Below are 25,167 nucleotides of genomic sequence, written 5' to 3' on the forward strand. Positions count from 1 at the left end.
CGCTTCCATACGCTCCTGCAAAATAAGATGCAGGGAGTGGATTCGTGCCCAATCAATTGCTGTCCCGCCGTCGCGTGCTCACTGGCGCTGCCGCTATCTCGGCCGCAGCGATCCTGCCGCGATCGAGCTTGGCGGACTGGAAGCCGACCGAAAACGTCCGCCTCGTCGTGCCGGCTGCCGCCGGCGGTTCGACCGACGTGATGGGTCGGCTTCTGGCGGCGCATCTGCAGGCCGCCTGGGGCCAATCGGCCGTGGTGGAAAACCGGTCCGGCGGCGGCGGTACGATCGGCACGGCCGAGGTGGTCCGCGCCAAGCCGGACGGCCACACCATCCTGATCGGCAATCCCGGCCCGAACGCGATCGCCTACAGCATTTTCAAGAACCTCACCTACAAGCCGGACCAGCTCCAGCCGGTCTCCAACATGATCCGGATCCCGAACATCGTCTCGGCGCATCCCAAGACCGGCATCAAGTCGATCGCCGAGCTGGTCGCCTATCTCAAGGCCAATCCGGACAAGCTCAGCTACGCCTCCTCCGGCGTCGGCCAGAGCCCTCACCTCACCGGCGCCTGGTTCCTGCAGCTCACCGGGCTGAAGATGACACACATCCCGTTCCGCGGCGCCGGTCCCGCGCTCCAGGCGGCGCTCGCCGGCGACATCCAGATCCTGTTCGACAACCTCTATCCGAGCCTGCCGCAGGTACAGAACGGCACCCTCACCGGCCTCTGCGTCACCACGACCGAGCGCAGCGACCTCGCGCCGAACCTGCCGACCATGCGCGAGAGCGCGCCGGAGCTTGCGGCTTTCGACGTCTCGTCGTGGTTCTCCGTGTTCCTGCCGAAGGGTGTGCAGCCTGCCGTTCTCGAAGCGCTCAACCTTCAAGTGAAGGCGATGCTCGAGCGCGACGACATCAAGAAGAACATCCTGGCCATGGGCGCCCGCGCCGACTACGGCACGCCCGACCAGTTTGCCGCCTTCGTGGACGCCGAGACGAAGAAGTTCGCCGGCATCATCCAGAAGGAAGGGCTGCAGATGGACGTGCAGTAGCCTTCGCATCCGCGGACCAACATGCAGCGCCGGGCCGCGCTTTCGCGTTGAGTGCGTGGCGACCCTCGGTTGCTATGCAAGCTCGGCCGACGGCTGTCCCACCAAAGCGGCAATCGCCGAAATCGAGTCCAGGCGCGTCAAATCGAAGCCGATGTCGGAGAAGTTGATCCCGTGGTCGGTCTCAATGCTCATGATCAGCTCGACCGCGTCGAGCGAATCGAGGCGGCCGCTGGTGAACAGCAGATCATCGTCACCAAGCGGCGCGCTGTCGCCCTTCATCAGCAGCCGCTGCACGATGTAGCGTCGCATCTGCGATCTGACTTCAGGGCCGGCTTTCGTGGTCATGTCGAGACTCCCAGGAGATAGAACAGGAATTCGGCGCGTTGCCCGAGCGAATGCTCGCGGTCGAGCGGCGCATCGAAGACGTGAATGAGACAAAAGAAGCTCGACACCCACAGGCAAGGCAGCAAGCGGCCACGCAGCCATCCTCGCGGCGCCAGTTGCGGGGCGCGGCGCATCTGCGAGAGCCCGACACTGATGGCCAAGACAAACGTGTAGAACGCGTGCGATTGCTGACCGACCACCGCCCGCCAAAGGCCCATTTCGCCGACGAAATGAATATCGCGGATGAAGTGAAACAGCAGGTTGCCGACACAGGCCGCGGCAAAGGTGGCGAAGAACATGCGAAGCCGGCGATGGCCGCGGAGGCAGCGAACAAAGGTGGGGTAGAAGAAATGGTCGACGAGCAGTTCTTTGTAATAGAAATAGTAGCGATTCCAGAATTCCGCGAGCGTCGTTGACTCCAGAGGCCGGTAGGTGTTGCGCAGCAGGCGAAAGCCGGCAAGTCGCGCCGTGGCGATGATGACGCCGCCGAACACGGTCATGCTCAGCAAGTCCTCGACGAAGAAGCTGACGAGGCTCGCCCATCCGACGAAACGCGGCCAGGGATGGCGCGCGAGATATTGCAGCAGGTTGTCGTCGAACATTGGAAGCTGCAAACGTCCGTGGACGATCTCGACGAGACAGACTCTGACGATGGCGAGCACAAGGATCCAGACCGCAAGCTTGACGCCCTTGAGCTGCGTCACTGCAAGCTCCTCGGGTGTCTTGGCCTCGAAGCGGTCGAGATAAGACAGCCCCTTCCCGAACGGCGTCAGCGACGATCCCCAGAAGGGGTGGAAAACGCTCAGGTGCCGCCACACCGGAGATCGCTTCCTGCCCGCATCGGCCAAACCATAGGCAAGAAACCACAAATAGGGCTGGAACGTCATCAGAAACGACCACAGCAGAACACGCGGCAGGCCGGCCATCATCGTGGCCTGCGTCAGCGCGACGAGTGCCAGGAACGCCAGCAACAGGCTGAGCGTCGGGCGGCGGAAGACCACCGTCCCTGGCCCCTGCATGATCAGCAGGCCCGCGAACAGCGCAAACACGACGACCAGCATGACCGCTTCCAGCAGCGGCTGATGGATCCGGTCGCCGACGCCTTCGTCGATCGTCAGCCGTTCGAGAAAACCACGGTCGATCAGGAAGCCGCTGCGATAGAGCAGCAACAAGGTTGCGAGCAAGATCAGGACGCGCCGGTACCGGCCGGCATAGGCGCACACCAGCGCGAGTCCCGCCGCTGAAAAATCGATACCTATCTGCCGAAACAAAACCGCGAGCAGTCCGACCGCGCAGCAGAGCAGCACGCGGCCACCGATGTCCTGGACCCCCGCCACGAGCCTCGGGTCCCGATCGATCTTGGGGATCAACCGCCACGACGGCTTCGCAAGAGGACCCGATGGCGCGTAGCCGTAGGGCTGGCTTTCAACACTCATCGGACAACGCGCGCGATCACTACGAGCTGTTGCATCTGCGAGGCCCTTGCAACAGCTTCGCCGAGCAGTGACGCTACCGAGCGCCGGTCCGCCTTGCCATTGGCATTGACGGGAATGTCTTCCATCCAGATGAACCGGCCCGGCACCATGTAGGCGGGAAGGTGCGCAGTGCAGTGCTGGCGCAGATCGCTTTCCGCCATTCTTGCACCCGAATACGCGGCCAGCAGCCGACTGGCGCCACTGGCGTCGTGCTGCACCACGGCGAGCGCACGGGTTATTCCCCTGCACGCCATCAGCGCGTGGTCGATCTCCTCCAGCTCGACCCGATACCCCCGAAGCTTGACCTGATTATCCGCGCGACCGCGGAAACGCAGGACGCCGGTTTCAAGGTCGGCCTCCACGAGGTCGCCGCTCCGATAGAGGATCGACCGATAGCCGTCGATCAGAGGGTCCTGACAGAAACGGCGGGCGGTCTCTTGCGGGTTGTTGATGTAGCCGAGCCCTACCCCAGGGCCTCCCAGCCACAACTCGCCGGCAGTGCCCGCAAGCGCCGGCTTCATCTCTTCGTCCAGGATCCGGTAGCTGAAATTGGGATTGAGTCGCCCCAGCGGGGCCAACCCGTCCTTGGACTCAAAAACGGATTCGACGATCTCGAAACCGCTGCAAATGCAGCTCGTCTCGGTCGGGCCGTAGCAATTGATCAGCTTCGCCTTGCCGGCAAACGCGTCGTGGAACCGACGAAGCCGGGCCAGCGGAAACCCCTCACCGCCGAACATGAATCGGCTGACGCTCGGCAGCCAATCCGGGCTCAGAAGGTGCATGGAGTCCAGGAACATGAAGAGGGTCGGCACGGCGAAGAAGAACGTGCACTGATGCTTGGTGATCTCCGACACCAGCTCTGCGGGGGGCCGCCCCTTCTGCGCGTCCAGCGCGACAACCGCCGCTCCGTTCAGGAAGCCGGCATAGATGTCGAAGACCGAATTGTCGAAATAGATCGGGTTGACATTCGTCAGCCGGTCACCGGGTCCAATTCCAAGATCGCTCTTCGCCCAGGCGATCAGGTGAAGCACCCCTTGATGGGGGATGACCACGCCCTTCGGTTCGCCCGTCGATCCCGAGGTGAACATGACATAGGCCGGATCGGCCCCGGTGATCAGGGATGTCAGCGGCAGATTGTCGTCTTCAAGCTGCGACAGGGCATGATGCAAGGCAGCCCGGGCAATTGCATCGCCGATCAATGTCCGCGGCCCAGCTCCCTCGCGCACGCTGACGATCAGCGCGGGCCGGCATCGCTCCAGCATCAGCCGGGCACGTTCCTCGGGGGCCGCAGGATCGAGGAAGGCATAGGGTGCTCCGATCTTGATGCAGGCGATCGCGAGCGCATAGGCCTCGGCGATTTTCGGCAATTCAAGGCACACGACGGCGCCCTTGTTGACGCCACGCGATGTCAACCAGCGCGCCAACCGGTTTGCCAACCGGTTGAGCTCCGAAAAGGCAAAGCTGTCGCCTTCGCACAACAGGGCGACGGCGTCCGGCGAGGACGCAACGGTCTCTTCGAAACGCAGCGCCAGATTATGGGCGGTCATACCGACGCCTCGATCAATTCATTGTCGCCGGGATTGCCCGGCGCGTTCGACGAGGCCTGCACGATCTCGGCAAAATCTCGCTGGTTGAGCGCGATCACGGCCGCGGGCAATTTCGCGTCCGGAAACTGGGCCTGCAACACGTCCCCGAGCTCCATGCCGAGATGCTGAAGGAACGCGGCGGCCATCGGATCGGTCGCCAGCGGCCTGCCCTCACTTGCCCCTTGCTTCATGTCCGGCACGAGGCTGCTGTTCTCGCTGCCAGCTGAAGCAGCTTCGCCATCGACACGCAGCACCACGTCATAGCGATAGCGGGTCAGTTCGTAGCTTGATCCGCGCTTGAGCAGGATTTCCGCACCCGATATCCGCCGGATGGATCCGGAAATGCCCTGAAAGTAGCGGGGGGCGATCACCAACTCGCGCTCCTGGGCGATCGACAGGAAGATCTTTCGCGCGAGCGCGGCATCCGTGGCTCCCGAAACTTTCGCGGATTGAGCTTCGCGATGGAAGACCGGCAGGAGCTCGAGGTTACGAACGTCGCCGACGAAGATGTGCCCCCCAGGAGCCACTAGGCCTGCGGCTTGCTCCAAGACTACGTGCAGGTATTCGATGCCGGGAAAGTATTGCACGACCGAATTTAGCACCACTGCATCGAACGAATTCAGCGGCAAGCCGCTCAAATCGGCGGCTTCCCGCTCTAGAAACTCGACATGCCGAAGCTCGGGCTTCGACTGCGCGAACGCACGCAGCCGCTGAACGGCCACCGGCGAGAGGTCGGTCCCGCAATATACGTCACAGCCGGGCGCGAGCTTTTCGACGAGCAAGCCGACGCCGCACCCGATCTCCAACAACCGCCTTGCGCCAAGAGCACGAATTTGCAGGATCGTATGATCGAGCCAATCGACCATATCGGGTTCGGGAATGGGCCTGTTGGTGAAGTTGCTGGTCCAACCGACGAATGACGGCACAACACCGTCGGCGTCATGGCGATATGCTTGATCGAAAGCGCGACGCCATTGCGCAACTCTGCGATCCGACTCGGCCTGGAGATGCTTCGCCTTGCCGGCGCTCAGATGATCGGGGTCAATTGCGACGAAAGCGACCTCGGACTGACCGCCGTGGCCAGGCTCGGCGCTGAGGAAAGCATCCGCCACGCCCGGATGCGCCATCAATGCCCGCTCAATCTCGTTCACAGGCCGTGCAGGCAACGGAACCTCCCTCTCGCGGACGGCAGGCAGCGAACCCCTGAGCATGTCGAGAGCGCGCCGCGCGCGGAGCACCACACGCGTGCTGCGGAGCTCCCTAAGATGCCGCTGACAGTCTCTCGTATTTCTAGAACTCGGCCGGTTAAGCAACCCTAAATGTGCGCACGCGTAGGGTGCACATTTTCGGGCGGCTTACGCCCTCGGCATCGATGGATCGCTCTGATGACCGGATTGTTGCGTTCCGCGTCCCGCCGGGCGGGTTTCATGTTCAGATGATGCGCCGGCCTCCGGCAGCACACACGCAAAGAAAGACCCCGCAGGCCTGCGCCGCGGGGTCTTCGTTCAGCAACGTCTACCTCAGTGCGCCAGGACTGCCAGCAGCAGCAACGCCACGATGTTGGTGATCTTGATCATCGGGTTCACCGCCGGGCCGGCCGTGTCCTTGTAGGGATCGCCGACGGTGTCGCCGGTCACGGCCGCCTTGTGGGCGTCACTGCCCTTGCCGCCGAAATGACCGTCTTCGATGTACTTCTTGGCGTTGTCCCAGGCGCCCCCGCCCGAGGTCATCGAGATCGCGACGAACAGGCCCGTCACGATCACGCCGAGCAGCATCGCGCCCACCGCCGAGAACGCCGCCGACTTGCCGGCCGCCCCGCCCCCCGCGATCGCATAGATCACGAAGTAGACGAAGATCGGTGACAGCACCGGAAGCAGCGAGGGGATGATCATTTCCTTGATCGCCGCTTTGGTCAGAAGGTCGACCGCCTTGCCGTAATCCGGCTTGTCGGTGCCTTGCATAATGCCCGGCTTCTCGCGGAATTGTCGGCGGACCTCCTCGACGATCGCGCTCGCCGCGCGGCCCACGGCGGTCATGCCCATCGCGCCGAACAGATACGGCAAGAGACCGCCGAACAACAGGCCTACCACGACGTAGGGATTGTTGAGCGAGAAGTCCGGTTTGACGCCGGCGAAGTAGGCGTGGTGCGCGGAGTCCGCAATGAAGAACTTGAGATCCTCGTTGTAGGCCGCGAACAGCACCAGGGCGCCGAGACCGGCGGAGCCGATCGCGTAGCCCTTGGTCACCGCCTTGGTGGTGTTGCCGACTGCATCGAGCGCGTCGGTCGACTTGCGAACCTCCTTCGGCAGGCCCGCCATCTCGGCAATACCGCCGGCGTTGTCGGTCACCGGACCGAACGCGTCGAGCGCGACGACCATGCCGGCGAGCGCCAGCATCGTGGCGGTCGCGATCGCGATGCCGAACAGGCCGGCGAGGCTGTGGGTGACCAGGATGCCGGCGATGATGACGATCGCGGGCAGCGCGGTCGCTTCCATCGAGATGGCGAGGCCCTGGATCACGTTGGTGCCGTGGCCGGTCACCGAGGCCTGGGCGATCGACTTCACCGGACGATAGTCGGTGCCGGTGTAGTATTCGGTGATCCAGATGATCAGCGCGGTGACGGCAAGGCCGACCACGCCGCACTCGAACAGCGCCATGCCGGTATAGTCGACGCCGGCGAGCTTGCCGAAGCCGATCAGGTAATGGATCACACCGGCGATGCCGACCAGCGAGAGGACGCCGGTTGCGATCAGACCCTTGTAAAGCGCGCCCATGATCGACTGGCTCGGCCCGAGCTTCACGAAGAAGGTGCCGATAATCGAGGTGATGATGCAGATGCCGCCGATGGCGAGCGGCAACGTCATCATGTCGGCGAGGATCGGCGTCTTGGCGAAGAAGATCGCCGCCAGGACCATGGTGGCGACCGCGGTCACCGCATAGGTTTCGAACAGGTCGGCGGCCATGCCGGCGCAGTCGCCGACATTGTCGCCCACGTTGTCGGCGATGGTGGCCGGGTTGCGCGGATCGTCCTCGGGGATGCCGGCCTCGACCTTGCCGACGAGGTCGCCGCCGACGTCCGCACCCTTGGTGAAGATGCCGCCGCCGAGACGAGCGAAGATCGAGATCAGCGAGGCGCCGAAGCCGAGCGCCACCATGGCGTCGATGACGACGCGGCTGTCAGGCGCAAGCTTCAGCGAATGGACCAGGAAGCCGAAATAGAGGGTCACGCCAAGCAGCGCGAGACCCGCCACCAGCATGCCGGTGATGGCGCCCGCCTTGAAGGCGAGCTCGAGACCACCCGCGAGCGACGTGGTCGCCGCCTGGGCGGTGCGCACATTGGCGCGGACCGAGACGTTCATGCCGATGAAGCCGGCCGCCCCCGACAGGATCGCGCCGATGGCAAAACCGATCGCGACGTAGAGTCCCAGGAAATAGGCAAGCAGCACGAAGATGACGATGCCGACCATCCCGATCGTGGTGTATTGACGCCGCAGGTAGGCCTGGGCGCCTTCGCGCACCGCTGCCGCGATTTCCTGCATGCGCGGAGACCCCGCATCCGCGCTCAACACCGAAGACGTCGCCCAGATCGCGTAGACGACGGAAAGCACTCCGCAGAGCACAATCAACCATAATGCTGTCATGTGATTTTTTGCCTCAGATCCTTGATGAACGTACCCCCGGCGCCTTTTGTTTTCCGTCGTGCGGTGCGGCGCCTTGATTTTGAAGAAGGCCGCTCCTTGCCCGAAGGCGCGGCCTTAGTCGGTCACGACCTTGCCAAAATCAAATTGAGGGTGCAACGCCAGATAAGGCCGAAAAGCCGATCTCGGCAGGTATTTAGCCTGTCTTGGCAGCCGGGACGCCGGTTTGGAGCAATTCCTAGAAGTGGCTGTAGGAGAGCCGCTTCAAGACCAGCTCCTGGCCCTGCCCGTCCAGGAAGCGCGGCCGCTCATGGCCCGCGACGATCGTGCCGATGGCCGTGACGGCAAGGCCTGCCGCACGCCCCAAGGCAATCAGCGCGTTGGCTTGCGCTGGCGGAGCGGTGCACAGCACCTCGTAATCGTCCCCTCCGGCCAGCAGCGTCTCGACGGAAACGACCTTGCCTGCGATCAGGCCGGCGGCAGCGGCCGAGAGCGGCACGCTCGTCACGTCGATCGTGGCCGAGACGCCTGATGCCGCACAGAGCTTGGTCAGATCTCCAGCAAGGCCGTCGGAGACATCCATCGCAGCCGTCGCATGGTCACGCACGGACTGCGCGAGAGCATTGCGCGGCTGCGGCACGCGATAGCGCGAGATCAGCGTCTCGCGCGCGTGCGGATCGGAGGCCAGCGCATTCGCGACCGCGCCGCCCTTGAGCACGTCAAGGCCAAGCGCGGCGTCGCCGATCGTCCCCGTCACCAGGATACGGTCGCCCGGTTGGGCGCCGGTGCGGCCGACCATCCGCCCCTGCGACACGCGGCCAAAGGCGGTAATCGAGATCATCTGCGGCCCCGGCGTCGACACCGTGTCGCCGCCGAGCAGCGGACAGACGAAGGTTTTCGCATCCTCGCCGAGCGCGTCCGCGAACGGCCTGAGCCAAGCGTCTTCCTTGCTGCGCAGCGCCAATGTCAGCACGAAGCCGGCCGGCACGGCCCCCTTGGCGGCGAGATCGGACAGGTTCACCCGCAGCGCCTTGCGCGCGATGGTATCGGGCGGATCGGTGGCAAGATAATGCACGCCCTCGACCACCGCGTCGGTGGTGACGACGATGTCGCTGCCGAGCGCCTGCAGGATGGCGGCATCGTCCACCAGCCCCAAGGCGCCGGGATCAGTCGCCAGCGGCTTGAAATAGCGCGCGATGAGGGAGTCTTCGGCGGAGGGATTGTGCGGGTTTGTCATCAGCGTCAGCCACACACTTCGCTGTCATCGCCGGGCTTGACCGGGCGATTCAGTATTCCAGAGACGATCGTGTGACATCGATAGGCCGCGGCGTACTGGATCACCCGCCTTCGCGGGTGATGACGGCGGAATATGGGGCAGCCACATCGCATCAATTCACCGCCCTGCGCCTCAATTCACCCCCGCCCGAACTCGTCACCGCGAAACTGGCGGCCGATCTGGTCGAGCACCGCGTTGACCATGCCGGTCTCCTCGCGGTCGACGAAGGCATTGGCGACGTCGACATATTCGGACACGACGACGCGGCCCGGCACGTCCTTGCGGTGTTCCAATTCGTAGGCCCCTGCCCGCAGCACCGCGCGCAGGATCGCTTCGATGCGCTTCAATGGCCAGCCCTTCGACAGCGCCTCGTCGATCAGCGGATCGAGTTTCTTCTGGTCGCGCACGACGCCGGAGACGACGTCGCGGAAGAACGCCGCTTCCGCCGGGAGATATGTGTCGCCCTCGACCTCGTTGCCGAGCCAGTGGCTCTCGAACTCCGCAAAAATGTCGTTGATGCCGGCACCGCCGATATCCATCTGGTACAGCGCCTGCACGGCTGCGAGCCGCGCCGCACCGCGCCGGTTCGCCTTCTTCTCCGTGCCGGCCGGCGGCTTCTTGTTGTTATCGGCCATGATCAAGCCCGCGCCAGCCGGCGCTTTATGCGCAGCATCGCAATCGCGGCCCGCGCGGCATCGCCGCCCTTGTTCAGCTCGCTGGCGCGCGCCCGCGCCCAGGCCTGCGCCTCGGTGTTGACGGTGAGGATGCCGTTGCCGAGCGGCAGCTTTCGCGCCACCGCCAGGTCCATCAGCGCGCGCGAGGATTCCTGCGAGACGATCTCGAAATGGATGGTGTCGCCACGGATCACGCAGCCGAGCGCGATCGCGGCATCATAGGGCTTGCCATTGGTCGCCGCGGCGTCAACCGCGATGGCGATCGCCGCAGGAATCTCCAGTGCACCGGGAACCGTGATGACGTCGTGGGTCAGACCGGCCGCCTTCAGCTCGGCCACCGCGCCTTCGAGCATCGCGTCCTGGAGATCGTCATAGAACCGCGCCTCGACGATCAGCGCGCGTGCGCCGGAAACGTCGGTCTGGTCCTTCAGGGGTGCGCGCCGCGCGTCTGCCATCGTCAAATCCGTTCCACAGGGGTTGGCGCTATGTAGTCGCCACCAGCGGGTAAGCCAAGTTTAAAGACGCCGTCACTTCATTTCCGTCAGCCGCGCCGCGTAGCGGGCCATCAGATCGACCTCGATATTGACCTCATCTCCCGCCTTCCAGCCGCCGATCGTCGTGACCGTCAGGGTGTGCGGGATGATCAGCACCGAAAAGGTCACGTCCTTCACCGTATTAACCGTCAGCGAGACGCCGTCGAGCGTGATCGAGCCCTTGGTCGCGATGAACCGCGCCAGCTCCCGCGTCGTGGAGAGCTCGAACCGCGCCATGTCGGGCAGGTCCTCGCGGCTGACGAGGGTCGCGATGCCATCGGCATGGCCGGCGACGATATGCCCGCCAAGCTCGTCGCCGATCTTGAGCGCACGCTCGAGATTGAGCCTGGTGCCGACCCTCCAATGCTTTGCGGTCGTCAGCGCCAACGTCTCGGCCGCGGCATCGACGTCGAACCAGGTCCTTTGAGCAGAGTCCTTGCCGCCTTCGACGCCGGAAGCAACCACCGTCAGGCAGACGCCGTTGCAGGCGATCGAGGCGCCGTCCGCAATGGTGGTCTGCTCGTAGCGGCAGGCGATGCGCAGCCGGTGCAACTGGCCCTGCGCCGTCGGCGTGAAGCCGACGATCTCGCCGATATCGGTGACAATGCCGGTGAACATCACGCGCGCTCGTAGATGGTGAGAGTATCCTGATCGAAGGTCTCGCTAGCATGAACCTTGTAGGCCTGCGACTGCGTGATTTTCGACAGGGGCAATGCAGCGAGCGCATCCACCCCGTCGGCGCCCACCGCTTCCGCGCCGTGGAACAGCCAGATCTCGTCAACGAGGTCCGCGGCGATGAAGGACGCCGCGACGCGGCTGCCGCCCTCGACCATCAGCCGCGTGATGCCCTTGCCGGCCAATGCATGCAGCACGGCCGCAAGATCGAGTCCCGAGGCATTGCCGGGCGGCACGCGGATCACCTGCGCACCGGCCGCACCGAGCCGCGTGGCGGCCGCGGCCTCCGCGAGTTCAGAACCCACCACCCATAGCGGAATCTCGCGCGCGGAGCCCACGAGCCTGCTTGCGCCGGGAATACGCAGATTCTGGTCGAGCACCACCCGCACCGGCGAGCGCACCGCCATGCCCGGCAGGCGGCAGTCGAGCTGCGGATCGTCCGCCAGCACGGTGCCGATGCCGACTAGGATGGCGTCGCTTTGCGCGCGGAGGAGATGCACCCGGTTGCGCGCCGCCTCGCCGGTGATCGCGACCGGCTTGCCGCCGGCCGCGCCGATCTTGCCGTCGGGCGAGACCGCGAGCTTCAGGATCACATGCGGGCGGCGATCCCTGATGCGACGGAAATGCCCGGCGTGATCGAAGGCGGCTTCGCGCGCGCACAGACCCACATCCACCATGATGCCGGCGGCGCGCAGGCGTGCGTGGCCCTGACCGGCGACTTCCGGATTGGGATCCTCGATCGCGGCCACCACGCGTTTGATGCCGGCGGCGATCACGGCGTCCGCGCACGGTGGCGACTTGCCGAAATGCGAGCACGGCTCCAGCGTGACGTAGAGCGTGGCGCCTCGCGCGGCCTCGCCTGCGCGCCGCAGCGCTTCAGGCTCGCCATGCGGCCGTCCGCCAGGTTGGGTCCAACCGCGGCCGACGATCACGCCGTTCTTGACGATGACGGCGCCGACGGCGGGATTGGGCCAGGTACTTCCCTGCCCGCGCCGGCCGAGCGCCAGCGCAAGCTCCATGAAGCGCCGGTCGGCATCCCTGGACTCGCGCGCCTTCTGCGCGAATTGATCCTCCAGGATGCGGAAGATCATTTGCGGATCGCGGCGAGCCGCGCTTCCTCCTCGCCGGAGAGCTCGCCGAGCACGTCGGCGAAATCCTTGGCCTCGCGGAAATTGCGGTAGACCGAGGCGAAGCGGACATAGGCGACGTCGTCGAGCGTGCGCAGATGCTCCATCACGGTCTCGCCGATCACCTCCGAGGAGATTTCAGCCTCGCCCCCCGTCTCGAGCTCGCGCACGATGGTGGAGACCATCTTCTCCACCCGTTCCGGCTCGACCTGCCGCTTGCGCAAGCTGATCGACACCGAGCGCATCAGCTTGTCGCGGTCAAACGGCACGCGGCGGCCGTTGCGCTTGATCACCGTGAGCTCGCGCAGCTGCACGCGCTCGAAGGTGGTGAAGCGGAAATTGCAGGCGACGCACACGCGCCGCCTGCGTATCACGGAAGAGTCCTCGGTCGGACGCGAGTCCTTCACCTGCGTATCGAGACTGTTGCAGTTCGGGCAGCGCATCCGTTGACCTTGACCGGTTTTTCTTGAGCCTTACTGATAGATCGGGAAACGGTCGGTGAGCACCTTGACCCGTTCCTTGATCGCGGCTTCCACCAGCGGCGCCTTGCCGTCGTCGGACTGCGCGATCGCGTTGAGGACTTCGGCGATCATGCCGCCGACCTGCTGGAATTCAGCGACACCAAAGCCGCGCGTGGTCGCAGCCGGCGTGCCCAGACGAATACCGGAGGTGACGAACGGTGACTCGGGATCGAACGGAATGCCGTTCTTGTTGCAAGTGATGGCGGCGCGAACCAGCGCCTTCTCCGAGGCGTTGCCCTTCAGGCCCTTCGGCCGGAGGTCAACCAGCATCAGATGATTATCGGTGCCGCCCGAGACAATGTCGAACCCGTGGCCCTTCATCGCCTCCGCCAGAGCCTTGGCGTTCTCGACGACGTTCTTGGCATAGACCTTGAAGTCCGGCCGCAGCGCCTCGGCGAAGGCGACCGCCTTGGCCGCGATGACATGCATCAGTGGGCCGCCCTGCAGGCCCGGGAAGATCGCCGAGTTGAATCTCTTGGTCAGCGCCTCATCATTCCACAGCATCAGGCCGCCACGCGGACCGCGCAGCGACTTGTGGGTCGTGGTGGTGGTGATGTGCGCGTGAGGCACGGGCGAGGCATGCACGCCGCCGGCGACGAGACCGGCGAAGTGCGCCATGTCGACCAGGAGATACGCGCCGACGCTGTCCGCGATCTCGCGGAAGCGCTTGAAGTCCCAGGCGCGCGAATAAGCCGAGCCGCCGGCCACGATCAGCTTCGGCTTGACCTCCTCGGCCTGCTTGGCGACCGCGTCCATGTCGATGATCTGGTCCTCGCGGCGCACGGTGTAGTGCGCGGCCTTGAACCACTTGCCGCTCATGTTGACCGGGGAGCCGTGGGTGAGATGGCCGCCGGCCGCGAGATCGAGGCCCATGAAGGTGTCGCCGGGCTGAAGCAGCGCCAGAAACACCGCCTGGTTCATCTGGCTGCCGGAGTTCGGCTGCACGTTGGCGAAGTTGGCGCCGAACAGCTTCTTGGCACGATCGATCGCGAGGTTCTCGGCGACGTCGACCCACTCACAACCGCCGTAGTAGCGCGCGCCCGGATAGCCTTCCGCGTATTTGTTGGTCATCACCGAACCCTGCGCTTCCAGCACGGCACGGCTGACGATGTTCTCGGAGGCGATCAGCTCGACCTCGTGGCGCTGGCGGCCGAGCTCGCCCTTGATGGCGGCTGCGATTTCCGGGTCAGCCTGCTCGAGCGAGGCGGTGAAAAACGAATCGGGCGCGGAGGCGGTTTTGGCGAAGGTCATCTTGCGAATATCTCCACCGCCGCAGCCTTTTGGCGGGCTACGGACGGGTCTGGTGTGGCGATCGGAAGCGGCGAGCGCGATCTACCACATCGCCCGCAACAGGCCAAGGGTTTGCGGGTCGGACCTGTGATTTATGCAAGATATGGTGGGATCGGAGGATTTGGATGACGGGGTGGTATCCGGCGTCCATGTCCAGGAAAGGTCCGCTTTGGCCCCGAAAGGCCGCGCGGGTGCGAGCGGCCGGCCTCTACAGCCCGGTATACCCCGCCTTCACGGGATCCACGCTGCCGTCGAGCTGCCGCAGATAGGTCAGGCCGCAAACCGTCAACCTGTGGGTGTCCTTCTCGCCGGCTTCCATCAAGGTGGTGATGTAGTTCGTGACCTTTTCCCGCGCCTCCGCGCTCGCCGCGGACGTGCGGTTGGCGAGCAAATCGTAGGTATGCATGATCCGGTCGATGGCAGCTTCCATGGCACCCTCTGGTTCTTGCCGCGTTTGGGAGTTGAGATCAGGCAACGGCTTTGGCCTCGGACTGCGCCTCGAACCTGACAATGGCCTTGTTGGCCAGCCTGATCTTGTTGAATTCGCCGTGCTGGAGCAACTTGATGACGATCTCGAGCAGGCGCTCGTCGGTGACGAGGGTGTCCCGGATCGCGCCGGAGCGGCGAAGATAGTTCGCGGCGATGGCGTAGGCCTCGCTCACGAGTTCCACGTTCATCACCCCCACGCCACGCTCGACCAGCATCGTCAGCCTCCGATCCGGAGGAGATAAGCATCGAACCGGGAACTCGTTCCCTGGTGTCGGGGATTTTTTTCGCAACCGCGAAATGGAAAAACGCACCGGTCCGGACACAGCCGGGCCGGCGCGCTTGGGGAAGCTCAGGCACGTTCGGGAGGCTTGCCGGTCTTGTTGCGGGCCGGCTTGGCCTTGTCCCGTCGAAAAGAACTCAGAGACGATACAGGATTTGGTCGGTCCAGAACCGCTCGAGGCGGTGCAGCGATTTGTTCAGGGTCGAGAACTCCTCGCCCGAGATGCCGCCGACCTGTTCGACCGTCTTGACGTGCTTCTGGTAGAGCGAGTCGACGATGCGGCGGATTTCCTGGCCCTGCGGCGTCAGGCGGATGCGCACCGAGCGGCGATCGACGCGCGAGCGCTGATGGTCGAGGAAGCCGAGCTCGACGAGCTTCTTCAGATTGTAGGAAACGTTGGAGCCGAGGTAATAACCGCGCGTGCGCAGTTCGCCCGCGGTCAGCTCCTTGTCGCCGATGTTGTAGAGCAGCAGCGCCTGCACCGAGTTGATGTCCGCACGGCCGCGGCGATCGAACTCGTCCTTGATGACGTCGAGCAGCCGGCGATGCAGCCGCTCCACCAGAGTCAAAGCTTCCAGATAGAGCGTCTGCACCGAACCCTGCTGGCCGGAGACGCGCTCTGCGGTATCTGCCGCAGTTGCGACGGCTTTCATCATGACACTTCCCCTGTTGTCGTTTTTATCGACACTCATTCGACGAAACTTGTGTCCCGTCTGATAGGTGCAACTTAAGGGGCTCGTTTGAAGATCGGCTTAAATAAGAGAATAAAGAGATCATGAATTTAAGACAGTGAATTGCGGATTAAGCCTGTCCCACAAGCACTTTACGCAACAGTCTGTTGACTCTCGCAAGGTCCTGTTCACCCTCCGTCCGCCCCGATTGTCGCATTCCAGAACAGCCTCGCCCCGTTTCGAAACGGCCGCGTAAGAGCTGTGGCGGAACACGCTGGTTAGCGAAAACTTACGTCGAATTTTACGCAACCAGCCGTCAACCAAGCGCGACAATCTCGTGTCCCGGACCAGCACAGCGAAGCCGAGCGCAGAGTCGGGGCAAGAGAGTTTGCTATGGCGGTCGTTCGCGTGCGGCCATCCAGGCGAGCGCGAGATAGGCCGCCAGCATGAAGGCTTCGACGCCGACCACGACCAGGCTGCCGCCGTAGATGCCGGGGAACATCAGCTCGATCACCGCCATCGACACCACGGTCGTCAGCCACACCACGGCGCCCCAAGGCGTCGCCAGCCACAGCCCGACCGCGGCAACGAGTTCGATCACGGCGAAGTAAATGGTTGAGGCCTGCCAGGCCATCGACTGGTTCTCGAAGGCCTCGTCCTCGCCGCCCACGAAGCCCGTCACCTGCGCCCAATGATAGAGGCCCTTGAGGATCGAGAGCAGCGCCATCACCCGCAGGAACAGCACGAGCCGGCGCGTCCAGACATTGTCGTCGGATTCAGCCCGCTCCGACGAGATCGCCGCCACCGACATGGCGCTGTCTCTGGCATTGTCTCGGACGGCATCCCTGGTGCTGTCGCGGGCCGCATCGCGGGTGGAGATCTCGGACATGCCCCCTTCTGGCTGCTTTGCCCCGCAAAATCAATCGGCTGCCATCTTTTGCGACAGGTCAACCCGCGGTGACGGGAACCATGCGAGCTGGTATAAGAATAATTCCAGCCGGAGGAAAAGTAATGGCGATCAAATACGGACGTCCGATCGAGTTGCGCGAGGTCTCGCGCCGGGATGGCACTGGGGCCTCCCCTGCCCTCGATCTGACCGTCCGCCCGCGCCGCAACCGCAAGGCCGAATGGGCCCGGCGCATGGTGCGCGAGAACGTGCTCACGACGGACGATCTGATCTGGCCGCTGTTTCTGATCGACGGCAACAACAAGCGCGAGCAGATCGCCTCGATGCCGGGTGTCGAGCGTCTCAGTGTCGACCAGGCCGTGCGCGACGCCGAGCGGGCGATGAAGCTCACCATCCCGTGCCTCGCGTTGTTTCCCTACACCGATCCGTCCCTGCGCGACGAGGAGGGCTCGGAAGCCACCAACCCGAACAATCTGGTCTGCCAGGCGGTGCGCGCGATCAAGAAGGAATTCCCGGAGATCGGCATTCTCTGCGACGTCGCGCTCGATCCCTTCACCAGCCACGGCCATGACGGCCTGATCTCCGACGGCAAGATCCTGAACGACGAGACGGTCGCTGTGCTCGTGCGTCAGGCCCTGGTGCAGGCCGAAGCCGGCTGCGACATCATCGCGCCCTCCGACATGATGGACGGCCGCGTTGCCGCGATCCGCGAGGGCCTGGATCGCACCGGCCTGCTCGACGTGCAGATCATGGCCTATGCCGCAAAATACGCCTCCGCGTTTTACGGCCCGTTCCGCGACGCCATCGGCTCGGCCAAGACGCTCACCGGTGACAAGCGCACTTACCAGATGGACAGCGCCAACACCGACGAGGCGCTCCGCGAGGTCGAGCTCGACATCGCCGAGGGCGCCGACATGGTGATGGTCAAGCCCGGCATGCCCTATCTCGACGTCGTCCGTCGCGTGAAGGACACGTTCGCGATGCCGACCTTCGCCTATCAGGTGTCCGGCGAATACGCGATGATCGCGGCCGCCGCCAACAACGGCTGGCTCGACGGCGACCGCGCCATGATGGAGAGCCTGCTCGCCTTCAAGCGCGCCGGCGCCGACGGTGTGCTGAGTTATTTCGCACCGAAGGCGGCGGAGAAGCTGCGGACGCAGGGGTAGGCCCCAAGGTCGTCCCGGCGAAGGCCGAGCGCCCCTGTCTCTAATCGTCGTCCTGGCGAAAGCCAGGACCCATACCGGGTGATCTAGCGAGAGCACGCGGTATCGATACCGGCGAACGTACTAACTTCCAGTTTTCGCCAAGCTTGTCCCTGGGGTAATGGGTCCTGGCTTTCGCCAGGACGACACTGAGGGTGTGGCGCCGCGTCCTTTCCTCCCGCCTCCGCCGCCCCCGAATCGCCGGAATATTTCGGCTTGTTAATCTCGGCGCCCTTGGCACGCGGACGGCCTGTTCCCATGTCCTTCCACGGGAGTCCTGCCACGGGAGTTTCCCTCGGGAGAATGGTCATGTCGTATTCGGACTCGGGCAATGCCTGGCGCAATGACGGTGGGGCGCAGCCACATGCCTACGATCCCTATCTGCACCCGGAACTGTTCCGCGGCGTTGCGACGCGGCGGGTCTTCGCCTTCCTGATCGACATGGTTGTGATCTCGGTGCCGGTGATCCTCGGCTACCTCTTCATCGCGGTGTTCGGCGTGGTCACGCTCGGCATCGGCTGGGCGCTGTTCTGGCTGGCCTGGCCGGCCTCCGTGATCTGGGCCATCGTCTATTACGGCGCCTGCATCGGCGGTCCGTCGTCCGCGACCATCGGCATGCGCGTGATGGATCTTGAGTTGCGCACCTGGTACGGCGCGCCCGGCTATTTCGTGCTCGGGGCCACCCACGCCGTGCTGTTCTGGGTGACCGTCTCGTTCCTGTCGCCTTTCGTCGTCCTGGTTGGCCTCTTCAACGGCCGCAGGCGCTTGCTGCAGGATTTCGTGTTGGGGACGGTCGTGATCAACAATTCCGTTCGTGCGCCGGTGCCCCAGGGCGCCAGGACCTACTGATCAGCGACCTTTCGATCAAGGACCTACTCATCAACCAACCTGGATCAAGAACCTATCAACCTGGACCCGCTATGCTGTCCGATGTGACCTGCCGAGTAGACCGATTGACCGGGGGCTTTCGTAGCGCGATGCTGATGCACATTTTGGAGGCCCACGACGTCCCTTGACCCAGCACTCGCGCGACACCCCACAATTTTACCTCACGGCGCCCTCCCCCTGCCCCTATCTGCCGGGCCGGCACGAGCGCAAGGTGTTTACGCACCTCGTAGGTGAGCGCGCCGGTGACCTCAACGACCTCCTGACCCATGGCGGCTTTCGTCGCAGCCAGTCGATCGCCTACCGTCCCGCCTGCGACCAGTGTCGCGCCTGCGTCTCGGTCCGGGTGATCGCCAACGAGTTCCGCCCCTCCCGCAACTTCCGCAAAGTCATCGCGCGCAACGCCGACATCATCGGCGAGCAGCGCAGCGCGGTGCCGACCTCCGAGCAATATTCGGTGTTCCGCGCCTATCTCGATTCCCGTCACCGCCATGGCGGCATGGCCGACATGACCGTGCTCGACTACGCCATGATGGTCGAGGACAGCCACGTCGAGACCCGTATCATCGAGTACCGCAAGCGCGGTCCCGACAGCGGCATCACCGGCCGCGGCGAGGAGTTGATCGCGGTGGCGCTGACCGACGTGCTCAGCGACGGCCTGTCGATGGTCTATTCGTTCTTCGAGCCGGGCGAAGTCAGCCGCTCGATGGGCACCTTCATGATCCTCGACCACATTGCCCGCGCCCGGCGGCAGGGATTGCCTTACGTCTATCTCGGCTACTGGATCGAGGGCTCCAAGAAGATGGACTACAAGGCCCGCTTCCTGCCGCAGCAGCGCCTCGCGCCGTCAGGTTGGCTGCGCATCGACGCGCAAGGCGATGCGACGTCCGAGCCGCAGGATTAGCTCTCCGTCATGCCCCGCGAAAGCGGGGCATCCAGTACGCCGCGGCGCCTCGGCTCAGTCACTACTGTCTCTGGAATACTGGGTCGTCCGGTCAAGCCGGACGACGACAGCCGTGGTGTGGTCACCCGAACAGCGTGTCCGCGAGCAGCTTCAAGTTCAAAACCACGATGATGCCGGCGACGATCCACGCGATCGCCGCGACCCATACCGGTATGACGAACTTGCCCATCTTGCGGCGGTCGGAGACGAAGCGGACCAGCGGGATGACGGCGAAGGGCAATTGCATCGACAACACGACCTGGCTGAATACCAGCAGATCAGCCGTGCCGCGCTCGCCATAGATCGCGGTGACGACAATCACGGGAATGATCGCGATGCCGCGGGTCAGCAACCGCCGCGCCCAGCTCGGCAGGCGCAGGTCGAGAAAGCCCTCCATCACGATCTGGCCGGCGAGCGTCGCCGTCACCGTTGAATTCAGGCCCGAGGCGAGTAGCGCCACTGCGAACAGCGTCGAGGCGATGCCGAGGCCGAGCAACGGAGACAGCAGCTCGAAGGCCTGGCCGATCTCGGCGACGTCGGAATGGCCGCTCTTGTGGAAGGTTGCAGCAGCCACCACGAGGATCGCGGCATTGATGAACAGCGCCAGCATCAGGGCGATGGTCGAATCCGTCGTCGCCCATTTGATCGCCTCGCGCCGGCCTTCGTCGTTGCGCTCATAGGCGCGCGTCTGCACGATCGAGGAGTGCAGATAGAGATTATGCGGCATCACGGTGGCGCCGATGATGCCGATCGCGATGTAGAGCATTTCGGGGTTGGTGAAGATCTCGGTCTTCGGCACAAATCCCCTCAGCATCTCGGCGACCGGCGGGGCTGCCGCGGCAAGCTGGACGGTGAAGCAGACTGCGATCACGACGAGCAGCGCGATGACGAAGGCTTCGAGGAAACGGAAGCCCCGATTCATCAGGATGAGCAGCAAAAAGGCATCCAGCGCGGCGATCAGCGCGCCGCCAATCAGGGGAATGCCGAACAGCAGCTTGAGCGCGATCGCGGTGCCGATGACCTCGGCGAGATCGCAGGCGATGATCGCCCCCTCGCAGGCAAGCCAGAGTAGAAAGTTCACGGCCGGCGAATAGGTCCCGCGGCAGGCCTGCGCGAGGTCGCGGTCGGTGACGATGCCGAGCCGTGCCGCCAGCGATTGCAGCAGAATCGCCATCAAATTCGAGAGCAGGATGACGGAGAGCAGCGTGTAGCCGAACTTGGACCCGCCGGCGAGATCCGTCGCCCAATTGCCGGGGTCCATGTAGCCGACCGAAACCAGATAGCCCGGGCCGACGAAGGCGAGCAGGCGCCGCCACCACACCCCCGCGATGGGGAGGGCGACCGAGGCATTCACCTCGGCCAGGCTCTTTGTCATCGGCGCGTCATTGCGCCAGCCGGCAGCATCTCGGGTCAGATCGGGAGAGCGAGCATCCATGCGGCGAGAATACCGAAGTCGAGCCTTATTGCAACTCATTTGCAACTGCATCTAGCCGCGTCGGTCCCTCGGCGGTCGCTATGTGTCGCCCCTGTCGGGAAGCGGGTGGGTTTGGGAGCCTCCCGAGGCGGATACTGGCGCCAACCCGACTTTGCAGGAAACGAGCCATGTCAATTCCCCCGCGCCTCCCCGAGACATTCAACCGCCTCGCCTGGTCCAATTTGGCGGCACAGTCGGCCGAACAGATCGCGCTGGCCGCGGCCCCCATCGTCGCGGTGCTGACGCTCGGCGTGGCAGAAGGCCAGACCGGCCTGCTCCAGACCGCGCTGACCCTGCCCTTCGTCCTCTTCGCCATCCCCGCCGGCCTGCTGGCCGACCGCATCTCCCGCCGTTCGCTGATGGCGGGCGCCGAGGCGCTGCGGGCCGCGGCCCTTGCAGCGATCGTGCTGCTGCTCGCGCTCGGCGCGCTCAATCTGCCGCTGCTGGCGCTGCTCGGCTTTGCCGCCGTGTGCGGCACCGTCGTCTACAGCGTGGCCGCGCCGGCGCTGGTGCCCTCGCTGGTGAGTTCGGACCTGCTACCGGCGGCCAATGCGCGGATCGAGCTCGCACGCACCATCGCCTTCGCCAGCGGCCCTGCGCTCGGCGGCGCGCTGGTCGGGTGGTGGGGCGCGAGCCCGGCCTTCGGCTTTGCGGCCGCGCTGTCCGCGATCGCCGTCGTGCTGCTCTCCGGCATCTACGAGCCCGCCCGCACGCCGGCGCCACGGCGGCATCCGTTTCAGGACATCCGCGAAGGCGCGGCCTTCGTGTTTCATCATCCGCTGCTGCGGCCGGTGTTCATCACCCAGTTCATCTTCAACACCGGATGGTTCCTGCAGATCGCGGTGTTCGTGCCCTATGCCGTACGTCACCTCGGCCTAAACGCGGTCGGCGTCGGCACCGTGCTGACGATGTACGGTGTCGGCATGGTGATCGGCGCGCTGTTCGCGACGCGGGTGATGAAGCGCATCGCGTTCGGCACGGTCGTCGGCCTCGGCCCCGTTACCGGCTTCGTCGCGGCGGTGGTGATGGCGCTGACGGTGCTGGTCCCCTCGCCCTGGCTTGCGGCCTTGAGCTTCTTTCTGCTCGGCGTCGGGCCGATCCTGTGGGTGATCTCGACCACGACGCTGCGCCAGTCGGTGACGCCGCCTCGCCTGCTCGGCCGCGTCTCCGCCATCAACATCATGAGCTATGGCGCCCGTCCGGTCGGCTCGGCGCTGGGTGCGATCGTCGGCGGCCTGTGGAGCGCCGAAGCGTGCCTCTATCTCGCCGCCGCCGTGTTCGGCGTGCAGGCGCTGGTCATTTGGCTCTCGCCCGCGGTGGCGCTGGACCGGCAGCCGGACATGGTGGGCGATGAGGCGGTGGCGCGGTGTTAGCTGCACTGTCATTGCGAGCGAAGCGAAGCAATCCAGAATCCGTCCGCGGAGACAGTCGGGATTGCTTGGTCGCAAGAGCTCCTCGCAATGACGGAGTATGTTGAAGCAGCCAGCCTAATTCGCCAGATACCGCTCGTAGCTGCCTGTCACCGGCTCGCTCGCGTCCACCTCCGGATCAAGCGTGTAGAGATCCTGCGCACGGCCGATGCCACGCAGCGCGTAGCGGCCTGTGGAGACGAGATAGCGGCGGCCGGCGGCGTCGAGGCCCTTGTAGAATTCTGCCGACGCCAGCAGCTCGCGATCGACCGAACGGCTCATCGAGGCGATGCGGCTGACCTCGTTCACGGTCGGACCGACCACGGTGAAGTCGAGCCGGTCCTCGCTGCCAATATTGCCGTAGAAGACCTCGCCGACATGCAGGCCGATATAGGCGGACGTGGTGGGACGGCCCTCCGCGCCCCGCCTCAGGTTCAGCGCAGCGACGTTCTTGCGGAACAGATGCTCGGCGCGCAGCGCCGCGCGCCGGGCATGCGCCATGTCTTCACCGGTGAACATCGCAAGCACGCCGTCGCCGATCAGCTTCAGCACGTCGCCGCCGGCGTCGTGGATCGCGTCGATCACGGCCTGCGCATAGTCGTTGAGGAACGGGATGATCTCGTCGGGGCCGATGCTCTCGCTGATTCCGGTCGAGCCGCGCAGATCCGAATACCACAGCACGGCGTTGATGCGCTCGGTGACGCCGCGCGAGATACGTCCGCTCAAGACCTGCTCTGACGCATCGCGGCCGAGGTAGACGCGGCCGAGCGTGCGCGCGATGTCGACCTGCTGCGCCGACTTGATCGCGAGCCCCAGCACCGGCACGAGATCGCGCAGCGCGGCGAGTTCGGCGTCGGCGAAGCCGCTGTCGCGTCGCGTTGTCCAGGAGGAGTAGAGGCAGTCCATCTGCCCCAGCGCTCCGGTCTCCCCGAAGCGGTGCACAAAGGCCAGGAAATGGCGATGACCGGTTTCGGCGAGCTCGCCGATTTGCGAAAAATCGAGCGAGGGCGCGTCGGCGAGGTCGATCACCATCTCGTCGTGACCGTGCTCGAGCAAATGATAGAAAACCGACCGGCGCCAATTGTTGGCCGCGTCGCCCTCGGCCGTCGAGCCGTATTCGACGACGTCGCTCTCGTTGGTCGGTGTATCGCTCCAGCGGAAGGCGCGACCCTCGTAGATCGGGTGCAGCGTATCGATGACGACAAGGCCACGCGAGAGTTCCAGCCCCTCGGCGCGGCAGCGCTCGCAGAAGCCGCGCAGCAGTTCGGGTTCGGGCAGGCCGGTGAGCCCCTGGCCGGCCAACCAGTTCATCAGCGCAAGGCGAGAGGTCAATTGCATGCGCCATTATGGCGTGCATTCGTGACGAGCGAAAGGCGGCGCGCGGAGCTTGCGTCGCCAAAGCTCCGCTCACGGCCAAGGCTCCCGCCCGCGGCAGGTCGCATATGTCGCGGACGCTGTTGACGCGCTCCCGCCTCGGGCGGCAAATGCGAATGATGACACCGCCGATCAGAAATACGGGGATATGAGCCAGCGCCAGCTTCCGATCATCCTGGCGCTCGGTACCACGCAGACCCTGGCCTGGGCCTCGAGCTACTATCTGCCGGCGCTGCTCGCCGATCCCATGGCGCGCGATCTCGGTATCTCCTCCAACTGGGTGTTTGGCGCGTTCTCGACCTCGCTGGTGATTTCGGCGCTGCTCGGGCCGCGCATCGGGCGACAGATCGATCTGGTCGGCGGCCGGCAGGTCCTCTCGGTGTCGAACCTGACGATCGCCGCCGGCCTCGTTCTGCTCGGCCTCTCGCAATCGGTGGCGGTGATGGCAATGGCCTGGCTCGTGCTCGGCATCGGCATGGCGATGGGTCTCTACGACGCCGCCTTCGCCGCGCTCGGGCGCATCTACGGCACCGAGGCGCGCAGGCCGATCACCGGCATCACGCTGATGGCGGGCTTTGCATCGACCGTCGGCTGGCCGCTCACCGCCTGGGGCCTGTCGCATTTTGGCTGGCGCGACACCTGCTTCGCCTGGGCCGCTGCCAATATCCTGATCGCCCTGCCGCTCAATTTCTTCCTGCTGCCGACGATCAAGGGCGCCAAGCAAGCAGCGGCGACAGCGGCGAAGCCGCATCTGCCGCTCGACCGCACCATGGTGCTGCTCGCCTTCATCTTTGCCGCGGTCTGGACCGTCACCGGCGCGATGGCCGCGCATTTCCCGCGCATCCTGGAGGCAACCGGCGCGACGCCGGTCGAGGCGATCGCGGCCGGTGCGCTGATCGGCCCCGCGCAAGTGGCCGCACGGGTTCTGGAGGCAGGCTTCCTCAGCCGCTTTCATCCGCTGTGGTCGACGCGGCTCGCCTGCCTCACTCACCCGATCGGCGCGGTGGTCGTGGCGATCGTCGGCGGCGCCGCGGCCAGTGCGTTTGCGCTATTCCACGGCTCCGGCAACGGCATCCTGACCATCGCGCGCGGCACGCTGCCGCTGTCGATCTTCGGCCCCAAGGATTTCGGCTATCGCCTCGGCATCATCGGCGCGCCGGCACGGATGGCGCAGGCCGTGGCGCCGCTGGCCTTTGGCCTGCTCATCGACGTCATGGGCGCCAAGGTGCTGATCGTCTCCTCCGCGCTCAGCCTCTCGGCGCTGGCCGCGCTGTTCATGATCCGCGCGCAATCGCGGCCGGATTGACC

General features: G+C 64.9%; 24 protein-coding genes. 6 read left to right on the plus strand and 18 right to left on the minus strand.

What is annotated here, in order from left to right; genetic code table 11:
• The first annotated feature begins 44 nt into the window (after positions 1-44).
• Complete coding sequence (locus AC0L3B_RS27040; protein ID WP_026233252.1) at positions 45-1,046, plus strand: Bug family tripartite tricarboxylate transporter substrate binding protein; 1,002 nt, start codon at positions 45-47, stop codon at positions 1,044-1,046.
• 72 nt (positions 1,047-1,118) lie between these two features.
• Here AC0L3B_RS27040 and AC0L3B_RS27045 read toward each other — a convergent pair whose 3' ends face one another.
• From AC0L3B_RS27045 to AC0L3B_RS27120, 16 genes are all read right to left on the minus strand, one after another.
• A complete protein-coding gene (locus AC0L3B_RS27045) occupies positions 1,119-1,391 on the minus strand; it encodes an acyl carrier protein (protein WP_007603436.1) in 273 nt (90 codons plus the stop codon).
• Positions 1,388-2,866, minus strand: coding sequence for a hypothetical protein (locus tag AC0L3B_RS27050; RefSeq protein ID WP_026233253.1), 1,479 nt, complete (start codon positions 2,864-2,866; stop codon positions 1,388-1,390). Before AC0L3B_RS27050 ends, AC0L3B_RS27045 begins: the two co-directional genes overlap by 4 nt.
• Positions 2,863-4,452 (minus strand): amino acid adenylation domain-containing protein, encoded by a 1,590-nt coding sequence (locus AC0L3B_RS27055; protein ID WP_473381396.1) that lies wholly within the window; start codon positions 4,450-4,452, stop codon positions 2,863-2,865. The genes AC0L3B_RS27050 and AC0L3B_RS27055 overlap by 4 nt, the downstream gene beginning before the upstream one ends.
• Positions 4,449-5,657 carry a class I SAM-dependent methyltransferase gene (locus AC0L3B_RS27060; RefSeq protein ID WP_231190846.1) on the minus strand — a complete coding sequence of 403 codons (1,209 nt, stop codon included), beginning with the start codon at positions 5,655-5,657 and terminating at the stop codon, positions 4,449-4,451. The genes AC0L3B_RS27055 and AC0L3B_RS27060 overlap by 4 nt, the downstream gene beginning before the upstream one ends.
• Before the next feature lie 354 nt (positions 5,658-6,011).
• On the minus strand, positions 6,012-8,132 hold the full coding sequence (locus AC0L3B_RS27065; RefSeq protein WP_026233254.1) for a sodium-translocating pyrophosphatase: 2,121 nt from the start codon (positions 8,130-8,132) through the stop codon (positions 6,012-6,014).
• A gap of 235 nt (positions 8,133-8,367) precedes the next feature.
• Positions 8,368-9,366, minus strand: coding sequence for a thiamine-phosphate kinase (thiL, locus tag AC0L3B_RS27070; protein WP_473381397.1), 999 nt, complete (start codon positions 9,364-9,366; stop codon positions 8,368-8,370).
• A gap of 176 nt (positions 9,367-9,542) precedes the next feature.
• Positions 9,543-10,040 carry a transcription antitermination factor NusB gene (gene nusB / locus AC0L3B_RS27075; protein WP_007611091.1) on the minus strand — a complete coding sequence of 166 codons (498 nt, stop codon included), beginning with the start codon at positions 10,038-10,040 and terminating at the stop codon, positions 9,543-9,545.
• 2 nt (positions 10,041-10,042) lie between these two features.
• The gene (ribH, locus tag AC0L3B_RS27080) at positions 10,043-10,534 is read right to left on the minus strand and encodes a 6,7-dimethyl-8-ribityllumazine synthase (protein WP_018456854.1); all 492 of its coding nucleotides are present in this window, start codon (positions 10,532-10,534) and stop codon (positions 10,043-10,045) included.
• A gap of 72 nt (positions 10,535-10,606) precedes the next feature.
• A complete protein-coding gene (locus AC0L3B_RS27085; protein WP_018456855.1) occupies positions 10,607-11,230 on the minus strand; it encodes a riboflavin synthase in 624 nt (207 codons plus the stop codon).
• A complete protein-coding gene (ribD, locus tag AC0L3B_RS27090) occupies positions 11,230-12,378 on the minus strand; it encodes a bifunctional diaminohydroxyphosphoribosylaminopyrimidine deaminase/5-amino-6-(5-phosphoribosylamino)uracil reductase RibD (RefSeq protein WP_473381398.1) in 1,149 nt (382 codons plus the stop codon). The genes AC0L3B_RS27085 and ribD overlap by 1 nt, the downstream gene beginning before the upstream one ends.
• Complete coding sequence (nrdR, locus tag AC0L3B_RS27095) at positions 12,375-12,857, minus strand: transcriptional regulator NrdR (protein WP_007603426.1); 483 nt, start codon at positions 12,855-12,857, stop codon at positions 12,375-12,377. Before nrdR ends, ribD begins: the two co-directional genes overlap by 4 nt.
• Positions 12,858-12,887: 30 nt before the next feature.
• Positions 12,888-14,186, minus strand: coding sequence for a serine hydroxymethyltransferase (glyA, locus tag AC0L3B_RS27100; RefSeq protein WP_368507961.1), 1,299 nt, complete (start codon positions 14,184-14,186; stop codon positions 12,888-12,890).
• Between the two features lie 247 nt (positions 14,187-14,433).
• Entirely contained in the window at positions 14,434-14,655 is a 222-nt protein-coding gene (locus tag AC0L3B_RS27105) for a hypothetical protein (protein WP_018456859.1), read from the minus strand.
• A 37-nt stretch (positions 14,656-14,692) separates the two neighbouring features.
• Positions 14,693-14,929 (minus strand): hypothetical protein, encoded by a 237-nt coding sequence (locus AC0L3B_RS27110; RefSeq protein ID WP_026233256.1) that lies wholly within the window; start codon positions 14,927-14,929, stop codon positions 14,693-14,695.
• A 202-nt stretch (positions 14,930-15,131) separates the two neighbouring features.
• Positions 15,132-15,650 carry a transcriptional regulator LdtR gene (gene ldtR, locus AC0L3B_RS27115; RefSeq protein WP_018456861.1) on the minus strand — a complete coding sequence of 173 codons (519 nt, stop codon included), beginning with the start codon at positions 15,648-15,650 and terminating at the stop codon, positions 15,132-15,134.
• A gap of 406 nt (positions 15,651-16,056) precedes the next feature.
• Entirely contained in the window at positions 16,057-16,554 is a 498-nt protein-coding gene (locus AC0L3B_RS27120) for a DUF6163 family protein (RefSeq protein WP_007611119.1), read from the minus strand.
• Between the two features lie 122 nt (positions 16,555-16,676).
• On the opposite strand from AC0L3B_RS27120, the gene hemB reads away from it, so the two are divergent.
• The 3 genes from hemB (at position 16,677) to AC0L3B_RS27135 (ending at position 19,563) form a co-directional block, all read left to right on the plus strand.
• Positions 16,677-17,738, plus strand: coding sequence for a porphobilinogen synthase (hemB, locus tag AC0L3B_RS27125; RefSeq protein WP_018456862.1), 1,062 nt, complete (start codon positions 16,677-16,679; stop codon positions 17,736-17,738).
• Between the two features lie 345 nt (positions 17,739-18,083).
• Complete coding sequence (locus tag AC0L3B_RS27130) at positions 18,084-18,623, plus strand: RDD family protein (RefSeq protein ID WP_007611123.1); 540 nt, start codon at positions 18,084-18,086, stop codon at positions 18,621-18,623.
• Between the two features lie 163 nt (positions 18,624-18,786).
• Positions 18,787-19,563 carry an arginyltransferase gene (locus AC0L3B_RS27135; protein ID WP_018458387.1) on the plus strand — a complete coding sequence of 259 codons (777 nt, stop codon included), beginning with the start codon at positions 18,787-18,789 and terminating at the stop codon, positions 19,561-19,563.
• Positions 19,564-19,684: 121 nt separating this feature from the next.
• Here AC0L3B_RS27135 and AC0L3B_RS27140 read toward each other — a convergent pair whose 3' ends face one another.
• Positions 19,685-21,037, minus strand: coding sequence for an Nramp family divalent metal transporter (locus tag AC0L3B_RS27140; RefSeq protein WP_473381399.1), 1,353 nt, complete (start codon positions 21,035-21,037; stop codon positions 19,685-19,687).
• Between the two features lie 167 nt (positions 21,038-21,204).
• On the opposite strand from AC0L3B_RS27140, the gene AC0L3B_RS27145 reads away from it, so the two are divergent.
• Positions 21,205-22,449 carry an MFS transporter gene (locus AC0L3B_RS27145; protein WP_018458389.1) on the plus strand — a complete coding sequence of 415 codons (1,245 nt, stop codon included), beginning with the start codon at positions 21,205-21,207 and terminating at the stop codon, positions 22,447-22,449.
• A gap of 114 nt (positions 22,450-22,563) precedes the next feature.
• Here AC0L3B_RS27145 and AC0L3B_RS27150 read toward each other — a convergent pair whose 3' ends face one another.
• Positions 22,564-23,823: an adenylate/guanylate cyclase domain-containing protein gene (locus AC0L3B_RS27150; RefSeq protein WP_026233569.1), complete on the minus strand. Its 1,260-nt coding sequence runs from the start codon at positions 23,821-23,823 to the stop codon at positions 22,564-22,566.
• Positions 23,824-24,007: 184 nt separating this feature from the next.
• On the opposite strand from AC0L3B_RS27150, the gene AC0L3B_RS27155 reads away from it, so the two are divergent.
• Entirely contained in the window at positions 24,008-25,165 is a 1,158-nt protein-coding gene (locus tag AC0L3B_RS27155) for an MFS transporter (protein WP_473381400.1), read from the plus strand.
• Positions 25,166-25,167: the final 2 nt, after the last annotated feature.

This window comes from Bradyrhizobium sp. Kon56 (genome assembly GCF_055807635.1).

Coding starts and splice junctions, on each gene's coding strand:
- AC0L3B_RS27050 (WP_026233253.1), bottom strand. CDS start 2,866: ATGAGTGTTGAAAGCCAGCCCTACGGCTACGCGCCATCGGGTCCTCTT.
- AC0L3B_RS27110 (WP_026233256.1), bottom strand. CDS start 14,929: ATGCTGGTCGAGCGTGGCGTGGGGGTGATGAACGTGGAACTCGTGAGC.
- ribH (WP_018456854.1), bottom strand. CDS start 10,534: ATGGCAGACGCGCGGCGCGCACCCCTGAAGGACCAGACCGACGTTTCC.
- hemB (WP_018456862.1), top strand. CDS start 16,677: ATGGCGATCAAATACGGACGTCCGATCGAGTTGCGCGAGGTCTCGCGC.
- AC0L3B_RS27065 (WP_026233254.1), bottom strand. CDS start 8,132: ATGACAGCATTATGGTTGATTGTGCTCTGCGGAGTGCTTTCCGTCGTC.
- thiL (WP_473381397.1), bottom strand. CDS start 9,366: ATGACAAACCCGCACAATCCCTCCGCCGAAGACTCCCTCATCGCGCGC.
- ribD (WP_473381398.1), bottom strand. CDS start 12,378: ATGATCTTCCGCATCCTGGAGGATCAATTCGCGCAGAAGGCGCGCGAG.
- AC0L3B_RS27045 (WP_007603436.1), bottom strand. CDS start 1,391: ATGACCACGAAAGCCGGCCCTGAAGTCAGATCGCAGATGCGACGCTAC.
- AC0L3B_RS27120 (WP_007611119.1), bottom strand. CDS start 16,554: ATGTCCGAGATCTCCACCCGCGATGCGGCCCGCGACAGCACCAGGGAT.
- AC0L3B_RS27150 (WP_026233569.1), bottom strand. CDS start 23,823: ATGCAATTGACCTCTCGCCTTGCGCTGATGAACTGGTTGGCCGGCCAG.
- AC0L3B_RS27145 (WP_018458389.1), top strand. CDS start 21,205: ATGTCAATTCCCCCGCGCCTCCCCGAGACATTCAACCGCCTCGCCTGG.
- AC0L3B_RS27155 (WP_473381400.1), top strand. CDS start 24,008: ATGAGCCAGCGCCAGCTTCCGATCATCCTGGCGCTCGGTACCACGCAG.
- nrdR (WP_007603426.1), bottom strand. CDS start 12,857: ATGCGCTGCCCGAACTGCAACAGTCTCGATACGCAGGTGAAGGACTCG.
- glyA (WP_368507961.1), bottom strand. CDS start 14,186: ATGACCTTCGCCAAAACCGCCTCCGCGCCCGATTCGTTTTTCACCGCC.
- AC0L3B_RS27140 (WP_473381399.1), bottom strand. CDS start 21,037: ATGGATGCTCGCTCTCCCGATCTGACCCGAGATGCTGCCGGCTGGCGC.
- AC0L3B_RS27105 (WP_018456859.1), bottom strand. CDS start 14,655: ATGGAAGCTGCCATCGACCGGATCATGCATACCTACGATTTGCTCGCC.
- AC0L3B_RS27085 (WP_018456855.1), bottom strand. CDS start 11,230: ATGTTCACCGGCATTGTCACCGATATCGGCGAGATCGTCGGCTTCACG.
- ldtR (WP_018456861.1), bottom strand. CDS start 15,650: ATGATGAAAGCCGTCGCAACTGCGGCAGATACCGCAGAGCGCGTCTCC.
- nusB (WP_007611091.1), bottom strand. CDS start 10,040: ATGGCCGATAACAACAAGAAGCCGCCGGCCGGCACGGAGAAGAAGGCG.
- AC0L3B_RS27055 (WP_473381396.1), bottom strand. CDS start 4,452: ATGACCGCCCATAATCTGGCGCTGCGTTTCGAAGAGACCGTTGCGTCC.
- AC0L3B_RS27130 (WP_007611123.1), top strand. CDS start 18,084: ATGTCGTATTCGGACTCGGGCAATGCCTGGCGCAATGACGGTGGGGCG.